Origin of the sequence: Bradyrhizobium macuxiense (assembly GCF_007993935.1) — a bacterium.
In the GTDB taxonomy this organism is placed as follows: Bacteria; Pseudomonadota; Alphaproteobacteria; order Rhizobiales; family Xanthobacteraceae; genus Bradyrhizobium; species Bradyrhizobium macuxiense_A.
In genome coordinates this window covers 230,042-245,798 of record NZ_VITY01000014.1, presented here as the reverse complement: position 1 = coordinate 245,798, position 15,757 = coordinate 230,042, and the positions used below count along the sequence as shown (strand labels likewise).

15 protein-coding genes are annotated in these 15,757 nt (G+C 65.6%); 10 read left to right on the top strand and 5 right to left on the bottom strand.

The genetic code is table 11. From position 1 onward, the window contains the following. The 3 genes from FBZ93_RS31900 to FBZ93_RS31890 all read left to right on the top strand — a co-directional run. Nucleotides 1–2,017: DUF5801 repeats-in-toxin domain-containing protein (locus tag FBZ93_RS31900; protein ID WP_208764084.1), on the top strand; the 2,017-nt coding region annotated here is incomplete at its 5' end. 193 nt (nt 2,018–2,210) lie between these two features. Continuing rightward, nucleotides 2,211–4,337, top strand: coding sequence for a type I secretion system permease/ATPase (locus tag FBZ93_RS31895; RefSeq protein WP_246667734.1), 2,127 nt, complete (start codon nt 2,211–2,213; stop codon nt 4,335–4,337). An 11-nt stretch (nt 4,338–4,348) separates the two neighbouring features. Beyond that, complete coding sequence (locus FBZ93_RS31890) at nt 4,349–5,893, top strand: HlyD family type I secretion periplasmic adaptor subunit (RefSeq protein WP_167529304.1); 1,545 nt, start codon at nt 4,349–4,351, stop codon at nt 5,891–5,893. A 46-nt stretch (nt 5,894–5,939) separates the two neighbouring features. On the opposite strand, the gene FBZ93_RS31885 is transcribed toward FBZ93_RS31890, so the two are convergent. Beyond that, nucleotides 5,940–6,314, bottom strand: a complete 375-nt coding sequence (locus tag FBZ93_RS31885) for a response regulator (RefSeq protein WP_146991374.1) — start codon at nt 6,312–6,314, stop codon at nt 5,940–5,942. Between the two features lie 37 nt (nt 6,315–6,351). Further along, entirely contained in the window at nt 6,352–7,215 is an 864-nt protein-coding gene (locus tag FBZ93_RS31880) for an MJ0042-type zinc finger domain-containing protein (protein WP_146991373.1), read from the bottom strand. 273 nt (nt 7,216–7,488) lie between these two features. Between FBZ93_RS31880 and ftsE the strand changes: the two genes are divergently transcribed. The 4 genes from ftsE to FBZ93_RS31855 all read left to right on the top strand — a co-directional run bounded on the left by ftsE (nt 7,489) and on the right by FBZ93_RS31855 (nt 10,758). After that, nucleotides 7,489–8,148 carry a cell division ATP-binding protein FtsE gene (gene ftsE / locus FBZ93_RS31870; protein WP_021079468.1) on the top strand — a complete coding sequence of 220 codons (660 nt, stop codon included), beginning with the start codon at nt 7,489–7,491 and terminating at the stop codon, nt 8,146–8,148. After that, nucleotides 8,141–9,112 carry a cell division protein FtsX gene (locus tag FBZ93_RS31865; RefSeq protein ID WP_074129082.1) on the top strand — a complete coding sequence of 324 codons (972 nt, stop codon included), beginning with the start codon at nt 8,141–8,143 and terminating at the stop codon, nt 9,110–9,112. The genes ftsE and FBZ93_RS31865 overlap by 8 nt, the downstream gene beginning before the upstream one ends. A 160-nt stretch (nt 9,113–9,272) precedes the next feature. Beyond that, nucleotides 9,273–9,986, top strand: a complete 714-nt coding sequence (locus FBZ93_RS31860; RefSeq protein WP_146991371.1) for a YdcF family protein — start codon at nt 9,273–9,275, stop codon at nt 9,984–9,986. 13 nt (nt 9,987–9,999) lie between these two features. Next, nucleotides 10,000–10,758 (top strand): lysophospholipid acyltransferase family protein, encoded by a 759-nt coding sequence (locus FBZ93_RS31855; protein WP_146991370.1) that lies wholly within the window; start codon nt 10,000–10,002, stop codon nt 10,756–10,758. A gap of 49 nt (nt 10,759–10,807) precedes the next feature. On the opposite strand, the gene FBZ93_RS31850 is transcribed toward FBZ93_RS31855, so the two are convergent. The 3 genes from FBZ93_RS31850 to FBZ93_RS40830 all read right to left on the bottom strand — a co-directional run bounded on the left by FBZ93_RS31850 (nt 10,808) and on the right by FBZ93_RS40830 (nt 13,357). Then, on the bottom strand, nt 10,808–12,184 hold the full coding sequence (locus FBZ93_RS31850) for an ATP-binding protein (protein ID WP_246667729.1): 1,377 nt from the start codon (nt 12,182–12,184) through the stop codon (nt 10,808–10,810). After that, nucleotides 12,184–12,849 carry a response regulator transcription factor gene (locus FBZ93_RS31845; RefSeq protein WP_146991368.1) on the bottom strand — a complete coding sequence of 222 codons (666 nt, stop codon included), beginning with the start codon at nt 12,847–12,849 and terminating at the stop codon, nt 12,184–12,186. The genes FBZ93_RS31850 and FBZ93_RS31845 overlap by 1 nt, the downstream gene beginning before the upstream one ends. Nucleotides 12,850–12,988: 139 nt before the next feature. Then, on the bottom strand, nt 12,989–13,357 hold the full coding sequence (locus tag FBZ93_RS40830) for a hypothetical protein (RefSeq protein WP_167529303.1): 369 nt from the start codon (nt 13,355–13,357) through the stop codon (nt 12,989–12,991). A gap of 265 nt (nt 13,358–13,622) precedes the next feature. Here FBZ93_RS40830 and FBZ93_RS31835 point away from each other — a divergent pair, with 265 nt between their 5' ends. The 3 genes from FBZ93_RS31835 to FBZ93_RS31825 all read left to right on the top strand — a co-directional run bounded on the left by FBZ93_RS31835 (nt 13,623) and on the right by FBZ93_RS31825 (nt 15,746). Then, a complete protein-coding gene (locus FBZ93_RS31835) occupies nt 13,623–14,072 on the top strand; it encodes a hypothetical protein (RefSeq protein ID WP_146991366.1) in 450 nt (149 codons plus the stop codon). A 109-nt stretch (nt 14,073–14,181) separates the two neighbouring features. Continuing rightward, on the top strand, nt 14,182–15,288 hold the full coding sequence (locus tag FBZ93_RS31830) for a metallophosphoesterase family protein (protein WP_146991365.1): 1,107 nt from the start codon (nt 14,182–14,184) through the stop codon (nt 15,286–15,288). Between the two features lie 2 nt (nt 15,289–15,290). Next, nucleotides 15,291–15,746 carry a DMT family transporter gene (locus tag FBZ93_RS31825; RefSeq protein ID WP_146991364.1) on the top strand — a complete coding sequence of 152 codons (456 nt, stop codon included), beginning with the start codon at nt 15,291–15,293 and terminating at the stop codon, nt 15,744–15,746. Nucleotides 15,747–15,757 lie beyond the last annotated feature (11 nt).

Here is a 15,757-nt window from a genome sequence, read left to right as displayed (position 1 = left end):
CGCGGCCACCGCCAGCAAAACCGTGTTCACCTTCGCGCTGACCGAGGCGACGGGGGCCTACACCTTCACGCTGTCGGCCCCGATCGACCAGGACGGGCCGGGAACCAGTGCCAGCGAAGGTGTGTTCTCGTTCAGCAGCATCAGCTCCCTGCTGACGGCAACCGACAAGGACGGCAGCAGTACGACCGCTGCCTCCGGCGCGCTGACGCTCGCCATCATCGACGACCAGCCCGCCGCAAGTACGAACAAGGAGGCCCAGACGGTCGATGAGGATGGGCTTTCGAGCAACGCGCTTTCCGATACCGCGAGCGCATCAGTCACAAGCTCGATCACATCCTTGTTCACGCCAGGTGCAGACGCGCCGATCGGCAAATACACGCTCTCCGGCTCCACCTCCGGCCTGCCGGCGCTGACGTCGGGCGGCGTGAAGGTCAACTATTCGATCACGAGCGACGGCACCACCGACACCCTGACTGCGACAAAGACGGGCGGCGGAACCGTGTTTACGCTCGCGCTGACCGAGGCGAGCGGAGCCTACACCTTCACTCTGTCGGCTCCTGTCGATCAGATACCGGGCGCGACTGACTCGAGCCAGACCACGATCGACTTCAGTTCAATAGTCCAGGCGACGGATGCAGACGGCAGCACGGCGAACGCTGCCGCCAAAGCCTGGACGGTCACGGTCATCGACGACGTGCCGGCGAACTTGTTCCCCGAGGCGATCGTCAACGCCGACAACGTTCAGGATGCAGCCGGCTCGACCTTCACCGGGAATCTGGTCAACACGGTCGCGTCCGACGGGAACGTCGATCCGAATCCGTCGCTCACCATAGACCAGCACGCCGGCGCCGATGGCTTCGGCGCCCTGACCTTCACCGGCACGAACGGCGCGCAGCTGTCGGGCCAAATCGGCGGCTCGACCCAGAACCTGAAAGCGAACGGGAATAATATCTACCTGTTCGGGTTCGGCACGGGCACGCTGACGGCGACAACGGATTCGACCGGCGCCGGACTTCCCGGCGGAGCGAGCGGATCCCCCGTCACGGCGGATGAGGTGTTCACGATCGCGCTCAACCACACCAGCGGTCAGTACGCCTTCAACATGCTGCAGCCGATCAGCAACGGCGCCAACTTCACGTTCAGCGATTTCGCCGACGTCCCCGCCGGTGACTACGCCTGGTTCTCGTTGCCGTTCAACCCGACGACGAAACAGCCGGTCACCCCCGGCAAGTCGGTGGTCTTCACCGGGCTCAGCCCCGGCGGCGACACGGTCAACCCCAGCAATATCGGCGTCGGCAGCGACAAGCAGGCGGTGGCTCCGGGTAAAGCCATTCGCCTTGACTTCGTCGACAACGTCCATTCGATCACCACGACCACGGACCTGAAGTCGCTCGCCACCCTCGGCTATCTCGATCACTACGAGGTCAACAACGCCGGCTTCACGCTCTCGCAGGTCAACCCGAACGGAAAGACCGTCGACGTCCGCCTCGACGCCTACGAGGTTCCGGAGGCGACGCCGCTCTCGCCCGGAGGGACGTTCCCGACCGACGCGAGCGCCACCCATGAGGCGGTCACGGAGGTCAAGATCGTGACCGAGGACAGCAGCGGCAACGTCACGGCGGTCCTGGCCGACTTCACCGGAGGCGATACGACGAAGACGTTCACCAACGGCGGGGTTTCGCAAACCGTGGAAGCAAAGTTCGCCCCATCGGGTGACACCAATGGCGTGGACATGATCGGCCTTCAGCAGGTCCCGGGAGAGTTCATCCTGGTCAGCACAGCGACCGGGTTCGATCGCCTGCTGGCGACTAACATCGGCTCTGTTTACAGCAACAAGGGTACGTTCGACATGGGCGCGGTGTCGGTCTCGACGTTCAACGTCGGCCAACCCGTCAACATGTCCTTCAACCTCGCACTGCAGGACTCGGATGCGTTCAATAGCGGATTGAACACCAACCTTGCGGAGGCCGGGACAGGCACGCTCAACATCAACCTGACCGCGCCGACGCACGCATGATGTCTGCGAGACGATCGTCACGCGCAGCCGATCCTGGGCCGAGCGAAAAGCCCTGCCCAGGATCGGCGCGGCACAGCGCCGCGAGGAGCGCGCGATGGGCGAGGTGATGGCGCAGATCAAGGAAGCGGTCGAAGTCGAGCCCGCGCCGACCGAGCCGCCCAAGGTTGAACCGCAGCCTGCGCCGATCACGGCAATGGACTCCGGTCTGGCCGGGCTCGCCGTCATCGCGGGATATTACCGGATCGCTGCCGACCCGGCGCAATTGCGCCATCAACTCGCGCTGACGGGACGGTTTGCCGAGGTGGAGGACATCCTCCGCAGCGCCAGCCATCTGAAACTGCGCTCGCGCATCCTGCGCGGCGTCACGGCGAAGCGCCTCGCCGCCATTCCCTATCCCGCGCTGATCCGCCTTGCGGATGGCGCGTTCAGCGTGTTGGCAGCCTCACCGGCGAAAGGGTTCGCACGGCTGCTCGATCCGATTGCCCGCACCGCGCGTGAGCTGCCCATCGAGGAGATCGTCGCACTGTCATCAGGGGAGGTGGTGCTGATCACCCGCCGCCTCGGCGGGGCCGGGATAAACCCAAGCACATTCGGATTCCGCTGGTTCCTGCCATCGATCCTGCGCTACCGGCGGCCGCTTGCGCAGGTCGCGGTCGCGTCCCTTTTCGTGCAGTTGTTCGCGCTCGTCACGCCGATTTTTTTCCAGCTGGTCGTCGACAAGGTGCTGGTACACAAGGGCCTGTCGACGCTGGCCGTCCTGATCGTCGGTCTGCTCGCGCTGGGACTTTTCGAGACGGTGCTGCAATTCCTCCGCGCCTATACGCTGAGCCACACCACCAACCGGATAGATGTCGAGCTCGGACGGCGCCTGTTCCATCATCTGTTTCGCCTGCCGCTGGCTTATTTCGAAACGCGCGCGGCCGGCCAGACCGTCGCGCGCGTGCGCGAGCTCGAAACGATTCGCAGCTTCCTGACCGGGCAGGGGCTGACTTCGCTGCTCGATCTCGTCTTCACCCTCGTCTTCTTCGTCGTGATGTTCATTTACTCGGAGCGGCTGACGCTGGTCGTGCTCGGCACGATCCCCGTCTATCTTCTGATCGCGGCGCTGATCCGTCCGATTCTGCGTGAACAGATCAACGAAAAATTCAACCGCGGCGCGCGATCGCAGCAGTTTCTCGTCGAGTCGATCGTCGGCGCGCCAACGTTGAAGGCGGCGAGCGTCGAGCCGATGATGCAGGCGCAGTGGGAGGAGCGGCTCGCGTCCTATGTTCGCACCTCGTTCGATGCCGGCGTCACCGGCACGCTCGGCCAAAATCTCGTTCAATATGTCAGCAAGGCAACGACGGCACTGATTCTGCTGTTCGGTGCCCAGGCGGTGATCGACGGCGCAATGACCGTCGGCGAGCTGATCGCATTCAACATGATCGCCTCCCAGGTCGTGGCACCGATTCTCCGCCTCTCCCAGCTCTGGCAGGACTTCCAGCAGGTCCAGGTTTCGGTGGCGCGGCTTGGCGACATCCTGAATACGCCGCCGGAACCCACGCCGCAGAACCTGTTGACCCTGCCGCCGCCGAGAGGCGCGATCGAATTGCGCGGCGTGTCGCTGCGCTACCGGGCCGATGCGGCCGAAGCGCTGCGCAACATCACCCTGTCGATCGCCGCAGGCGAGGTCATCGGTTTCGTCGGAGCTTCGGGGTCCGGCAAGTCGACGCTCGTCAAGCTGGTGCAGCGGCTCTATGCCCCGCAGACGGGACAGGTGATGCTCGACGGCGTCGACATCGCCCAGCTCGACCCGGGTTGGCTTCGCCGCCAGATCGGCGTCGTGCTGCAGGAGAACATCCTGTTCAACCGCTCGATCCACGAGAACATCGCGCTCGGCGACCCCGCCGCACCTCGGGCGTGGGTGATCGAGGCCGCGAAGCTTGCCGGCGCCGACGAGTTCATTGCGCAGATGCCGCAAGGCTATGACACGATCATCGAGGAGCGCGGCGCCAATCTCTCGGGCGGCCAGCGCCAGCGCATCGCGATCGCCCGCGCGCTCGCCACCAATCCGCGCATCCTCATCTTCGACGAAGCGACCTCGTCGCTGGATTACGAGAGCGAGAGCATCATCCAGGAGAATATGCGCGCGATCGTGCGCGGCCGCACGGTGCTGATCATCGCCCATCGACTGGCCGCGGTGCGCCCCTGTACGCGCATTGTCGGAATGGAGAAGGGCGAGATCGTCGAGATCGGAACGCACGACGAGCTGCTGGCGCGCCAAGGCGGCCTTTACGCAAGGCTCTGGGCGCTGCAGGATCGGGCGAGGGCGCGGACATGAACCAGAGAGCTGTGCCGCCGCCCGCGCCGCCGCCCGCGCCGCCGTCCCGTCAGCCGGTTCCTGCGCCGGCCCCGATCGTCACCGGCCGCGACCGCGAATTCCTGCCGGCGGCGATCGAGATTCTGGAAACGCCAGCACCGCCGCTGCCGGTGGTGATGATGCTGACGATTTGCCTGTTTTTCGCCGCCGCACTTGCCTGGTCGTTCTTCGGTCGGCTCGATGTCCATGCGGTGGCGCCCGGCAAAATCGACACGGCCGGGCGCGCCAAGGTGATCCAGCCGCTCGACCCCGGCAAGATCGCTGCCCTCCACGTCGAAAACGGACAGCACGTGAGGGCGGGCGACCTGCTGCTGGAGTTCGATCCTGCGGAAGCGACCGCAGAGGAAAATGCCCAGCGCGATGCGCTCGATGCGGACCTCGCCGAAATCGCTCGCCGGCGTTTCGCCATAGCAACCGTGCGCGCGGTGCTCGACGGTCCGGCGAAGTCAGGGGAAGCGAGCGCGCGGGAAGCCGCTATCGCGGAACTCGCGCGGGCCGCTGCCGACCCGGCACCGCGAATCGTCTGGGATGCCGAACTCCCGGAGGCGATCCGTCTGCGCGAGGCTGCGGTGTTGACGGCCGACATCGATCACCTGATCGGCACCCTGCAAAGCCTCGACAAGCAGATGGCCCAGAAGGAGGCGACACGTCGGCGCCTGGAGATGAGGATCGCCTACCAGGACAAGCTGATCCAGACGCTGACGGATCTCCTCGGCGTGCGCCAGATGTCGTTCGATCTCAAAGTCGGTACCAAGATCAATCTCTATGATGCGAGGGGAGAGCTGGAGAAGTCGCAATCGGCGCGGGCCTCCGACGAAGGCGAGTTGATCGAAACCGAAGCTGCACTGACGGAGCTCGCCAGCGAGAAGATCAAGACGCTGGCACAATTCGTCGCTGACAATGGCAACAAGCAGGCTGAGGCCGAGCGCAAGGCGGACGGAGCCAAGCAGGCGCAGCTCAAGGCGGGAGCGCGCCTCGCGCGCACCAGGCTCTATTCGCCGGTCGACGGCGTCGCGCAGCAGATCGCGGTGACCACGGTCGGCCAGGTCGTCACCACGGGGCAGCAGCTCCTGGTCGTGGCGCCGACCGAAGGGGCGCTGCAAGTCGAGGCGCTCGTCGCCAATCTCGACATCGGCTTCGTCAAGCCCGGCCAGGCTGCGGCGATCAAGGTCGACGCCTTCCCCTTCACCCGCTTCGGCGTCCTGCACGGAAAGGTCATGCGCATCGCATCCGAGGCGGTCGAGGAACAGGAAGCCAAGCGCGGTCTCGCCAACGCGCCCGCCACCGCCAATACGGCCGGTGCCTCGCCTGCCGGTCAGGCTGGACAGTCCCCGAGCTTCGTTTTTCCGATTACCGTCGAGCTCGAACAACAGTCGATAGACGTAGACGGTGCGAAGGTCGCTCTAACTCCGGGCATGACCGTGACCGTCGAAATCAAGACCGACAGCCGCCGCGTGATCGACTACCTGCTCTCGCCGCTTGCCAAGGTTGCATCCGAGGCGTTGAAGGAGAGATAGCAGCCGCGTGCCGCGTGTCGACGGCCCGGAGTTCGGCGTTTGAGGGTCAGGCCTTGCTTGCCGCCAGCGCATCCGCCACCGCGGTGCGGATATCGGCGACCGAGAACGGTTTCGTCACCACGTCATGCACGATCGCCTCGAGGCCGGAGGCGCGCTCGCGCTGATGGGCGAAGCCGGTCATCAGCAGGATCTTCAGCGCGGGGAAGTCGCGCGCCGCGGTCAATGCCAGCGCGATGCCGTCCATCACAGGCATCTGGATGTCGGTGAGCAGCAGGTCGAACGCGCCCTCATCGCGCGTCAGCACCTCCAGCGCCTCGGCGCCGTCCTGCGCGGTCACGGTCTCGTGGCCGTCCATGGCGATGGCGCGCGCCACCAGCGAGCGCATCGAGTCTTCGTCGTCGGCGATCAGAACACGCGTCATGGTGATGGTCGGTTCCCGAAAGTATTGGTGCGCAGCCTCAGGCGCGGCCGCCGGTGAGGTCATGCTTGTTGAAGAAGCGTACGTCGATATTGCGGCCTTCGGGCGGCGGCGAGGCGAGGCGCGACTTGAAGAACGCGCGTTCTCCGGGCTTGAGCACCGGCTGCTCCAGCACCGCATTCCAGGCATAGATCTCGGCGCCCTGCGCGTCGCGGACCGAGAAGCGCAGCCGCGGCAGTTCGACCGGCTTCCGGGTCTGGCCGACGATCATGCCCTCGATGACCAGCACCGGCTTGCCGTCCACGGTCTCGTTGGTGATCTTGAGGTCCTTGAAGGCAAGCCCGCGCAGATTCACGTCGAGCCCGACCATCTTGTAGAACAGCGCCGTCTGCGGCAGCAGCCGCACCACGTCGTTGCGCCAGACGAACAGCGCGATGATCAGCGCCGCCATCGCGGCGCAGGTGGTCGGCAGGGCGCCGATCGCCGGCATGAAGGGAATCCGGGGCAGGGAGGGCAGGCGGAACAGGCGGGGAAACCCCGGCAGGCGGAAGCGGCGCTTTCCGGTCGCGTCCTGGCCGTCGGCATGAGCCGCGGCATCCGCCTCGGCCACCGCCGGCCACGCGGTAGCGGCATCGCCCTCCTCGGGCAAATCGGCCGAAATCGACGGGCTCTCGACCACCGGCGTCTCGTCAGCCTCCTCGCGGCCCATCGCTTCCCATTCGGCGGCAAGGTTGGAGCCGGCGGCCTCGTAGGCCAAGGTGGGCGCGGTCGCCCCGATCGCATCCTCCGGCCGGGCCAGCCAGACCTCGCGGCAGCGGGAACAACGGACGGTGCGTCCGGCCTCCCCGAGGGTGGCCGGATTGATGGCATAGGATGTTGTACAATGCGGGCAAACGATATGCATGGAGCCGAATCTCCACCATGTGGTATGCCCGGATGCTACTGAGCGACCGTTAACGAATCGGAAACCATAACCGACGCACAAGCTTTCTGTGCGGTTCGCGGCCGCTCGGCGGGGTGTTCGGGCCGCCAAAGCGTTTTCGAGCGAAGTGGGTACCGGTTCGCGTGAAGAAAACGCGTCCAAGCAAGAAACCAGAGCCGTTCCGATTTCATCGGAACGGAAATGGCTCTGGAGTTGGGTATTGGGCCACAGGCCCTCTCGAACGGAGCTAGCGCATTGGTTCGGTTCGAAAATGTCGGTTTGCGCTACGGGCTCGGCCCGGAGATTTTGCGCGACCTCTCTTTCATGATCCCGGCGCACTCGTTCCAGTTCCTCACCGGGCCGTCCGGCGCGGGCAAGACCTCGCTGCTGCGGCTGTTGTTCCTGTCGCTGCGGCCGACCCGCGGGCTGGTCAATTTGTTCGGCAAGGACGTCTCCCTGCTGAGCAAGGACCAGGTCGCGGACCTGCGCAAGCGGATCGGCATCGTGCTGCAGGACTTCCGCCTGCTCGACCACATGACGACCTATGAGAACGTCGCGCTGCCGTTCCGCGTCATGGGCCGCGAGGAATCGACCTATCGCCGCGAGGTGATCGACCTGTTGAAATGGGTCGGCCTCGGCGAGCGGATGGATGCGCTGCCGCCGATCCTGTCGGGCGGCGAGAAGCAGCGCGCGGCGATCGCGCGCGCGGTGATCTCGCGGCCGCAATTGCTGCTGGCGGACGAGCCGACCGGCAGCGTCGATCCGACGCTCGGGCGCCGCCTGCTGCGGCTGTTCATCGAGCTCAACAAATCGGGCACCGCGGTCATCATCGCGACCCACGACATCACGCTGATGGATCAATACGAGGCGCGGCGGCTGGTGCTGCATCAGGGACGGCTGCACATCTATGAATAGGAGCGGCGACGAGAAAGTGTCGTTGGTCGATCTCGGGCGCGAACGCCCGCAGGTCCCGGCCACCGCACGCAACATGTCGCCGATCGTGCCGCGCGCCTCGATCTCCGGCCGCGCGCTGGTCGCGGTGGTCGCGATCATGACCTTCCTCGCCTCGCTGACGACGGGCACCGTGCTGCTGGTCAGTGCGTCGGCGGCCGAATGGCAGTCGGAAGTCTCGAGCGAGATCACCATCCAGGTGCGCCCGTCGCCCGGCCGCGACCTCGATCGCGATGCGCAGGCGGCCGCGGATGCGATGCGGGCGCAGTCCGGCATTCTCGAGGTCCGTCCGTTCAGCAAGGAGGAATCCGCCAAGCTGCTGGAGCCGTGGCTCGGCAGCGGGCTCTCGATCGACGAGCTGCCGGTGCCGCGCGTCATCGTTGCGCGGGTGCAGCCCGGCACCACGCTCGATCTCGCGAGCTTGCGCGCGCGGGTGACGCAGGTGGCGCCGACCGCAAGCGTCGACGACCACCGCGCCTGGATCGAGCGGATGCGCTCGATGACCGGCGCCACGGTGTTTGCCGGCGTCGGCATCCTGATCCTCGTGATCATCGCCACCATCATCTCGGTATCTTTCGCCACGCGTGGCGCGATGGCCGCCAACCGCCCGATCGTCGAGGTGCTGCATTTCGTCGGCGCCGGCGACAGCTTCATCGCCAACCGCTTCCTGCGGCATTTCCTCAGGCTCGGCCTCGAAGGCGGGCTGATCGGCGGCGGCGCGGCGATGCTGGCGTTCGGCTTCTCCGAGTCGATCGCCAACTGGTTCTCCGGCACGCCGGTGGGCGACCAGTTCGCGGCCCTGCTCGGCACCTTCTCGTTGCGTCCGTCGGGCTATCTGGTGCTGGCGTTGCAGGCGGTGCTGATCGCGGCGATCACGGCTTGGGCGTCGCGGCGCACCCTGTTCGCCACGCTCGACGACATCGATTGACGGCCGGCGGCATCGCAATGATGGCGCCGGTTTCGTGATCGCGGTTCGCGGGGCGAGTGTGATTTGGCGTGCATACGCGCGGGCCCGGCCGCGGCAAAACCGGTTTCCACTTTTCCGGATCATGTTCTAAAATCACCGGGGGGAAGGGTAGCCGCATCACATGAGTTTGCAGTCCGACGATACGTCGCCGAATGGCCATGCCGCGCGCCCGCGTGGCTGGCTGCGCGCCGCCATCGTCGCGCCGCTGGCGCTGGCCTTCGTGGCCGCCTCGGTCGGTTTCATCGGCTTCCTGTCGCAATTGCGCGGCGTCGAGACCGACCCGCCGCACAATGCCGATGGCATCGTGGTGCTGACCGGCGGCTCGTCGCGGGTGTCGGATGCGATGGAGCTGTTGGCGGCCGGCTACGGCAAGCGCCTGCTGATCTCGGGCGTGCATCCGACCAACGACGCCAGCGACATTTCGCGTTCGGTGCCGGACAGCCAGGGGCTGATGCGCTGCTGCGTCGATCTCGACCGTTCGGCGGTCAACACCCGCAGCAATGCGGCGGAGACGCGGCGCTGGGCGCGCGAGCGCGGCTTCAAATCGCTGATCGTGGTGACCTCGAACTACCACATGCCGCGCGCCATCGTGGAACTGTCGCATGCGATGCCCGACATCACGCTGATCCCGTTCGCGGTGGTCGGCGACAAATGGCGCGACGAGCCGTGGTGGACGAGTGGCGGAACGTTCCGTCTCTTGCTATCGGAATACGCCAAATATGTTGCCGCGGAGGTCCGGGTGCGGCTCGCCGATATCGGCCTTGACCTGACCTCCGATCTCGCCGAACAGCCGGCAGCGGCACCACGCCGTCCGGCGACGGCGCTGGCGAATTAGTACTGGGACCTCGATGATCTTCCTGCGTTCGCTGATCTTCAACGTGCTGTTCTATCTGGTGCTGGTGCTGCTGTGCATCGTCGCGCTGCCGGCGCTGCTGCTGCCGCGCGGCGCGCTGATGGCGCTCGAAGCCCTGTGGGCCAACATCAGCCTGTTCCTGATGCGCGTGATCTGCAACATCCGGATCGAGTTCCGCGGCGTCGAGAAGATTCCGCCGGGACCGCTCGTCGTCGCCTCCAAGCACCAGTCGTTCTGGGAGACGTTTGCGCTGGTCCGCTTCTTCGAGCACCCGCTGTTCATCCTCAAGCGCGAGCTGATGATGATCCCGGTGTTCGGCTGGTACCTGAAGAAGGTCGGTATGATCTCGGTGGAACGCGGCGGCGGCCCGCGCTCGCTGATCAAGACGCTGAAGCGCGCCGCGGCCGAGGTGAAGCTCGGCCGGCAGCTCGTGATCTTCCCCGAGGGCACCCGCACCGCGCCCGGCGCCGCGCCGAACTACAAGGCCGGCGTCGCGCAGATCTATGCCGAGAGCGGCGTGCCGTGCCTGCCGATCGCGCTCAATTCCGGCCTGTTCTGGCCGCGCCGCACCTTCATGCGCTATCCCGGCACGCTGGTGGTCGAATTCCTCGATCCGCTGCCGCCGGGCCTGCCGCGCGACGAGTTCATGACCCGCCTGCGCGACCAGATCGAAACCGCCACCACCCGCATCGTCGACGCCGGCCGCGCCGAGCAGGCGAAATTGTTCGGCGGTGTGCCGGGTGCGAAGGGGTAGGGCGCAGGCTTGTCGACGCTCGGCCACAGCGGGATGGATGCGAGTTCGGTCAATCCAGGCTGGCGGACGGGAGACGTATTGCGACCCGAAGGCCCCCCAGCGAAGACTGGTCCAGGGTGAGGGAGCCGGCATAGAGTTCGGCGAGTTCGCGTGTGATCGATAATCCGAAGCCGAATCCGGGCGCACTCTCGTCGAGCCGCCGGCCGGCTTGCAATGCCTGTGACATCTGCTCCGGCGATAGTCCCGGTCCGTCGTCTTCGACGAACAGGATGATACTCCGCCCCTCCTGGGTCGATCCGACCGCGACCTTGCTCCGGCACCACGAGTATGCATTCTCCAGCACGTTTCCGAGCATCTCGTCGACGTCCTGCTGCTCGCACGCCACTGCGAGACCGGGTGGAATACGATTGACGAAGGTGATTGCCTTGTCGGCGTTCACCTTGCCGAGGACCAGGACAAGATCGGCAACGCGCGGGGCAATTGCCGTCCTGGTCCGAACCGGGCCGCCGAGTGCGGCCGACCGGGCGCGGCCCAGATGATGGCGGATGCGGCGGTCCATCAGCACGACGAGATCATGGAGATCCTCAGCGCCCGGCGTCGGCTTCTGCAGCGCGACGGCGAGCGTGGCGAGAGGTGTCTTCAGACCGTGCGCCAGATTCGAGACGTGCTTACGTGCCCGCTCGAGGTTGGCGGCGTTTTGTTCCAGCAGCGCGTTGAGTTCGGCGGCCAGCGGCTGCACCTCACTCGGCTGAGCGTCGGGTACCCGTTCGCGTAGCCCCGATCTCACATCAGCGACTGCGCGACGAAGCTGCTCCAGCGGCCGCAGTCCCAGGCGGACCTGGAGCAGCATGGCGCAGATCAAGGCGATGCCGAGCACGCCCAGCGACAGCGCCAATGTGCGCATCGCCTGCCACATCGGGCCGCGTACCGCATCTCTCGGAGCGGACGCCACGATCGTGGCCGGAACTCCGGAAACCGACACGTTCAGGATGCGGAAGTGGAGCATGCGGTCGTCCGGCCCCACGCCGTCGGCCGGCGCCGGGCGGTTTCGCGGCGGCGGATCGTCGTCGGCCCGCCGAGGCGGCGGGTGTCTGTTGTGGATGTCGGGAGGAGTGAGATCCGTGCCATCGAGCGACCGGGAGCGTAGAACGTTGTTTGGCCCGGAGATCTCCCAATACCAGCCGTGACGACGGCGATCGAAGGGCGGACCGTCGGCGGATCCTGCCAGACGCAGATTACCGCTGTCGTCGACGTCGAGCATGGAAGACAGAAACAGGATGTGGGCATCTAGCCTCTGATCGATCTGCCCCTGCACGAAATGGTGCAAGACGAACGAGATCAAGACCGCGGCGATGACGAGCGCGGCCGTGATGAACACTCCCGCCCCGATCATCAGGCGTCGGCTGAGCGACGTACTGCGGTTCATCATCGCGATCCCGAGTTCAGCTTGTAGCCACGACCCCTTTCGGTCTCGATCAGCTCCTTCCCGACCTTGCGGCGCAGCCTCGCGACGATCACTTCGATCGAATTCGAGTCCGTTCCGACATCGCCTTCGTAGACCTTCTCGGAAAGCAAGCCGCGCTCGACGACGGTACCCTTGCGCAGGATCAGGCATTCGAGGACTCGCCATTCCAGCGCGGTCAGCTTCAACGGAAGTCCGTCGAGCTCGAACACGCCGGTCTGCGTTTCGAAGCTCAGAGGCCCGCATGAGATGCGCGGCGCGGCATGCCCGGCGGCGCGGCGGACGAGCGCGCGCAGCCGCATGACTAATTCCTCGGTCCGGAACGGCTTCGTCAAATAGTCGTCGGCACCTGCCTTGAAGCCGTCGACCTTGTCGGTCCAGCCATCGCGCGCAGTCAGGATCAACACCGGCAGATGCCGGTCATGCTTCCGCCATCCACGCAAGACCTCGATCCCGGGCACCTTGGGCAGACCGAGATCGAGCACCGCTGCGTCGTAGGATTCCGTCTCGCCGAGATGCTGTCCGTCTTCTCCGTTCGCGGCGACGTCGACCGCGAAGTTCTCCTCGCGCAGGGCGCGGGCGATCTCTTGCGCGAGCAGGCGATCATCTTCGACCAGAAGGATTTTCATTCCGCTTACACCTCGGACGGGACCTATGCCCGAGAGCTTAACCCAATCTGAACGAAACGGTTCAGGCTGGATTGGGGACGGTGCCCTAGGCTCCCGTCATCGCAATCGATGAAAGGAGCGTCCAATGACCGAAAGCCATTCACACAGGGATGCGGACCCAACGCCCCCGGCGCGGCGGCAAGCCCGGCATCGAGGTCTGCTGGCAGGAGCGGCGCTCGCCGTGCTCATGGGCGGTGCTGCCGCCGGCGCCGGCGGGATGAGAGTCGCCGAGAAGTGGCAGCCGCGGAGCGTCATGCTGTTGCAGCCGACCGCCATCAATGCGTTGCAGCCGGGAAGTCCGGTCGCCGTCAAGGGGAGCGTGGCCGAGATATTCGGCAACAAGTTCATCGTCGACGACGGCAGCGGTCGGGCACTGGTCGATCTCGGGCCGCGCGGGGAGGACGCCGATACGGTGACCAGAGGTGAGACCGTCACCGTGCAGGGCATGTTCGACCGGGGAATCGTCCACGCCCAGATCGTTTCACACGCCGACGGCCGGACGGAATCCTTCGGTCATCGGCCGCCGCCGCACCCCGGCGATCCGCCGCGCCCGCGGAGGGCTGAAGCTCCGCCGCCTCCGCCGCCAAGGGCGGATGCTCCGCCACCTCCGCCTCCCCCCGGAGCAGCGCCGCCGCCGCGGGCAGACACTCCACCTCCGCCGCCGCCGCCGGAGGCCGATGCGCCACCGAGAAGGCTGTGAGCCAGTGATCAACGAACGCAATCAGGAGATCAGGATGTCCCAGGAAAAGATCAGATTGTCCGGCAAGATCGTGCATGTGTTCGCGCACCGCTTCGTGGTCGAGACCTCGGGCGGAGCGGTGCTCGCCGATCTCACGCCGCATGGAGCCGAGGCGGTCACGCTACGGATCGGCGCCAACGTCGATCTTGAAGGCGAAATGAAGCCGTCCGAGCTCAAGGTGACGCGCTTTGCCTGTGCTGGTGAACGCGTGACGATCGAGCATAAGAAGAAGCACGGCCACGACCACCATCCACCTGTCGACCCCGCAGCGGCGATCGAGGCCGCGCGCGCCGCCGGGTTCGAGCCGACGGGCACGCCCCGTCGCAAGCCCAAGCATTTCGAAATTCAGGGCCGGCGGAACGGTCAGGATTACGAACTGCACGTGGAGTTGGGCGGGCGAATCCGGAAGGCCCGTCTGGTCGGCGACGACCACGAAACCGCTTGATGGACGCGGCTTCGAGTCGAACGGCTCGAAAGCGACCGGAGCCGACACAGAACCGGCTCCGGTTCCGGGGAAGCGGCAGCAGATTGGCCAAAAATCATCGGGAGACGACGTGTCGAATTCAATCAATAGGCCGCTGTTGCGGTTCATACAGATCGGCGACCTGCATCTGACGGAGCAGGCGTTGCAGAACCACCGCGACTTCATCCGCATCGTGCACGAGCTCAATCGGCAGGTCGATGGCTCCGTCGATTTCGTCTATCTGCCGGGCGACAATGCCGACGATGGCACTGACGAACAATTCGACCTGGTGTGCGGCGGGCTTAATGAGCTCCGTTTGCCGTGGCGGGCGATCCCCGGCGATCACGATTTCAAACCTCGATCGCTGGAAAGCTTCTATCGCGCATTGCGGGTCCGGAGACTGCCCTCCGCCGAGGAGATCGGTGGACACCTATGCCTGTTCCTGGATGTCGTCTCTCAGGGAACGGGCGGCCCGGATTTCAAACTTGGTACCGAGCAGTTCGAGTGGATCAAGGATCGGCTCGCTGACGCGCAGCGAGACGGGAAGGCTTGTGTCGTCTTCATGCACGCCTATCCGGCGGACCTTGGCGGGGAAGCTGAGCGGCTGTCGCAGCTCTTCGACGAAAGCAGCGTCCGTCTCGTGGCCATGGGCCATACGCATTACAACGAGATCGCTCATGACGGCCGGACCGTCTACGCCGCGACGCGCTCGACCGGACAGATCGAGGAGGGGCCGGTCGGCTTCAGTTTCGCCGCACTTGACGGCGACGTGGTGAGCTGGCGCTTCAAGCCGCTCGATTCCCCCTGGCCCTTTGTCATGATCACCGCGCCCGCCGACCGGCGGCTTGATCTCCAGGGGACGGAGCCTGAGCCGGCGCGTCTGGTCCGTGCCTGCGCCTGGGGAACTGCACCCGTTTCGTCTGCCGAGTTTCGCATCGATGACGGTCCCTGGCGACAAATGTCTCGCGAGGATCACTGCATCTTCGTGGCACCGATCATCGTCGGACAGCAGCCTTTCCGGCTCGAAGTGCGCGTCACGGACGAGACCGGCGCAACGGCCGATGACGTCATCGAATGCGAAACGAACGACTTGCGCCGAGCTTCGACGGGAAGTGATGCGGGCTCGATCGGCGCGTGGCCCGAACGCCATCTTTTCGGAACGCAACTGGGGCCGAACCGTAACGGTCGTAAGTGGTGACCATGCAGAATCTCAACGCCGTTTGGCTTTATCCGATCATCCTCGTCGCTGGCGCGCTGCAGGCCTGGGGCCCGCCAATGAACAACGCGTTGCGGAATGCGATGGAGAACCCCTGGCTGTCGAGCATCGCCTCGTTCCTGCCGATCGTCGCCTTCCTCTCCATTGTATGGATGTGTCAGCCGCATCCGTTCCCGACTCGCGAGAGCATTGCGGCAATGCCGTGGTGGGCTCCCCTCGGCGGGTTGATTGGCGCGTTCGCTGTCGTCGCCGGTTTGCTCTTCGTCGGACGAGTCGGCGCCGGAACGTTCGGAGGCCTCACCATCACCGCCAACATCCTGATGTCTCTGCTTATCGACAAGTACGGCTGGTTCGGGATGACGGTGCACGAACTCACGCTCGGTCGCGCTGCTGGCGCGGTTCTGATGATGTTTGGCATCTTCCTCATTTCGCGTTTCTGAGGAGCAGCGCC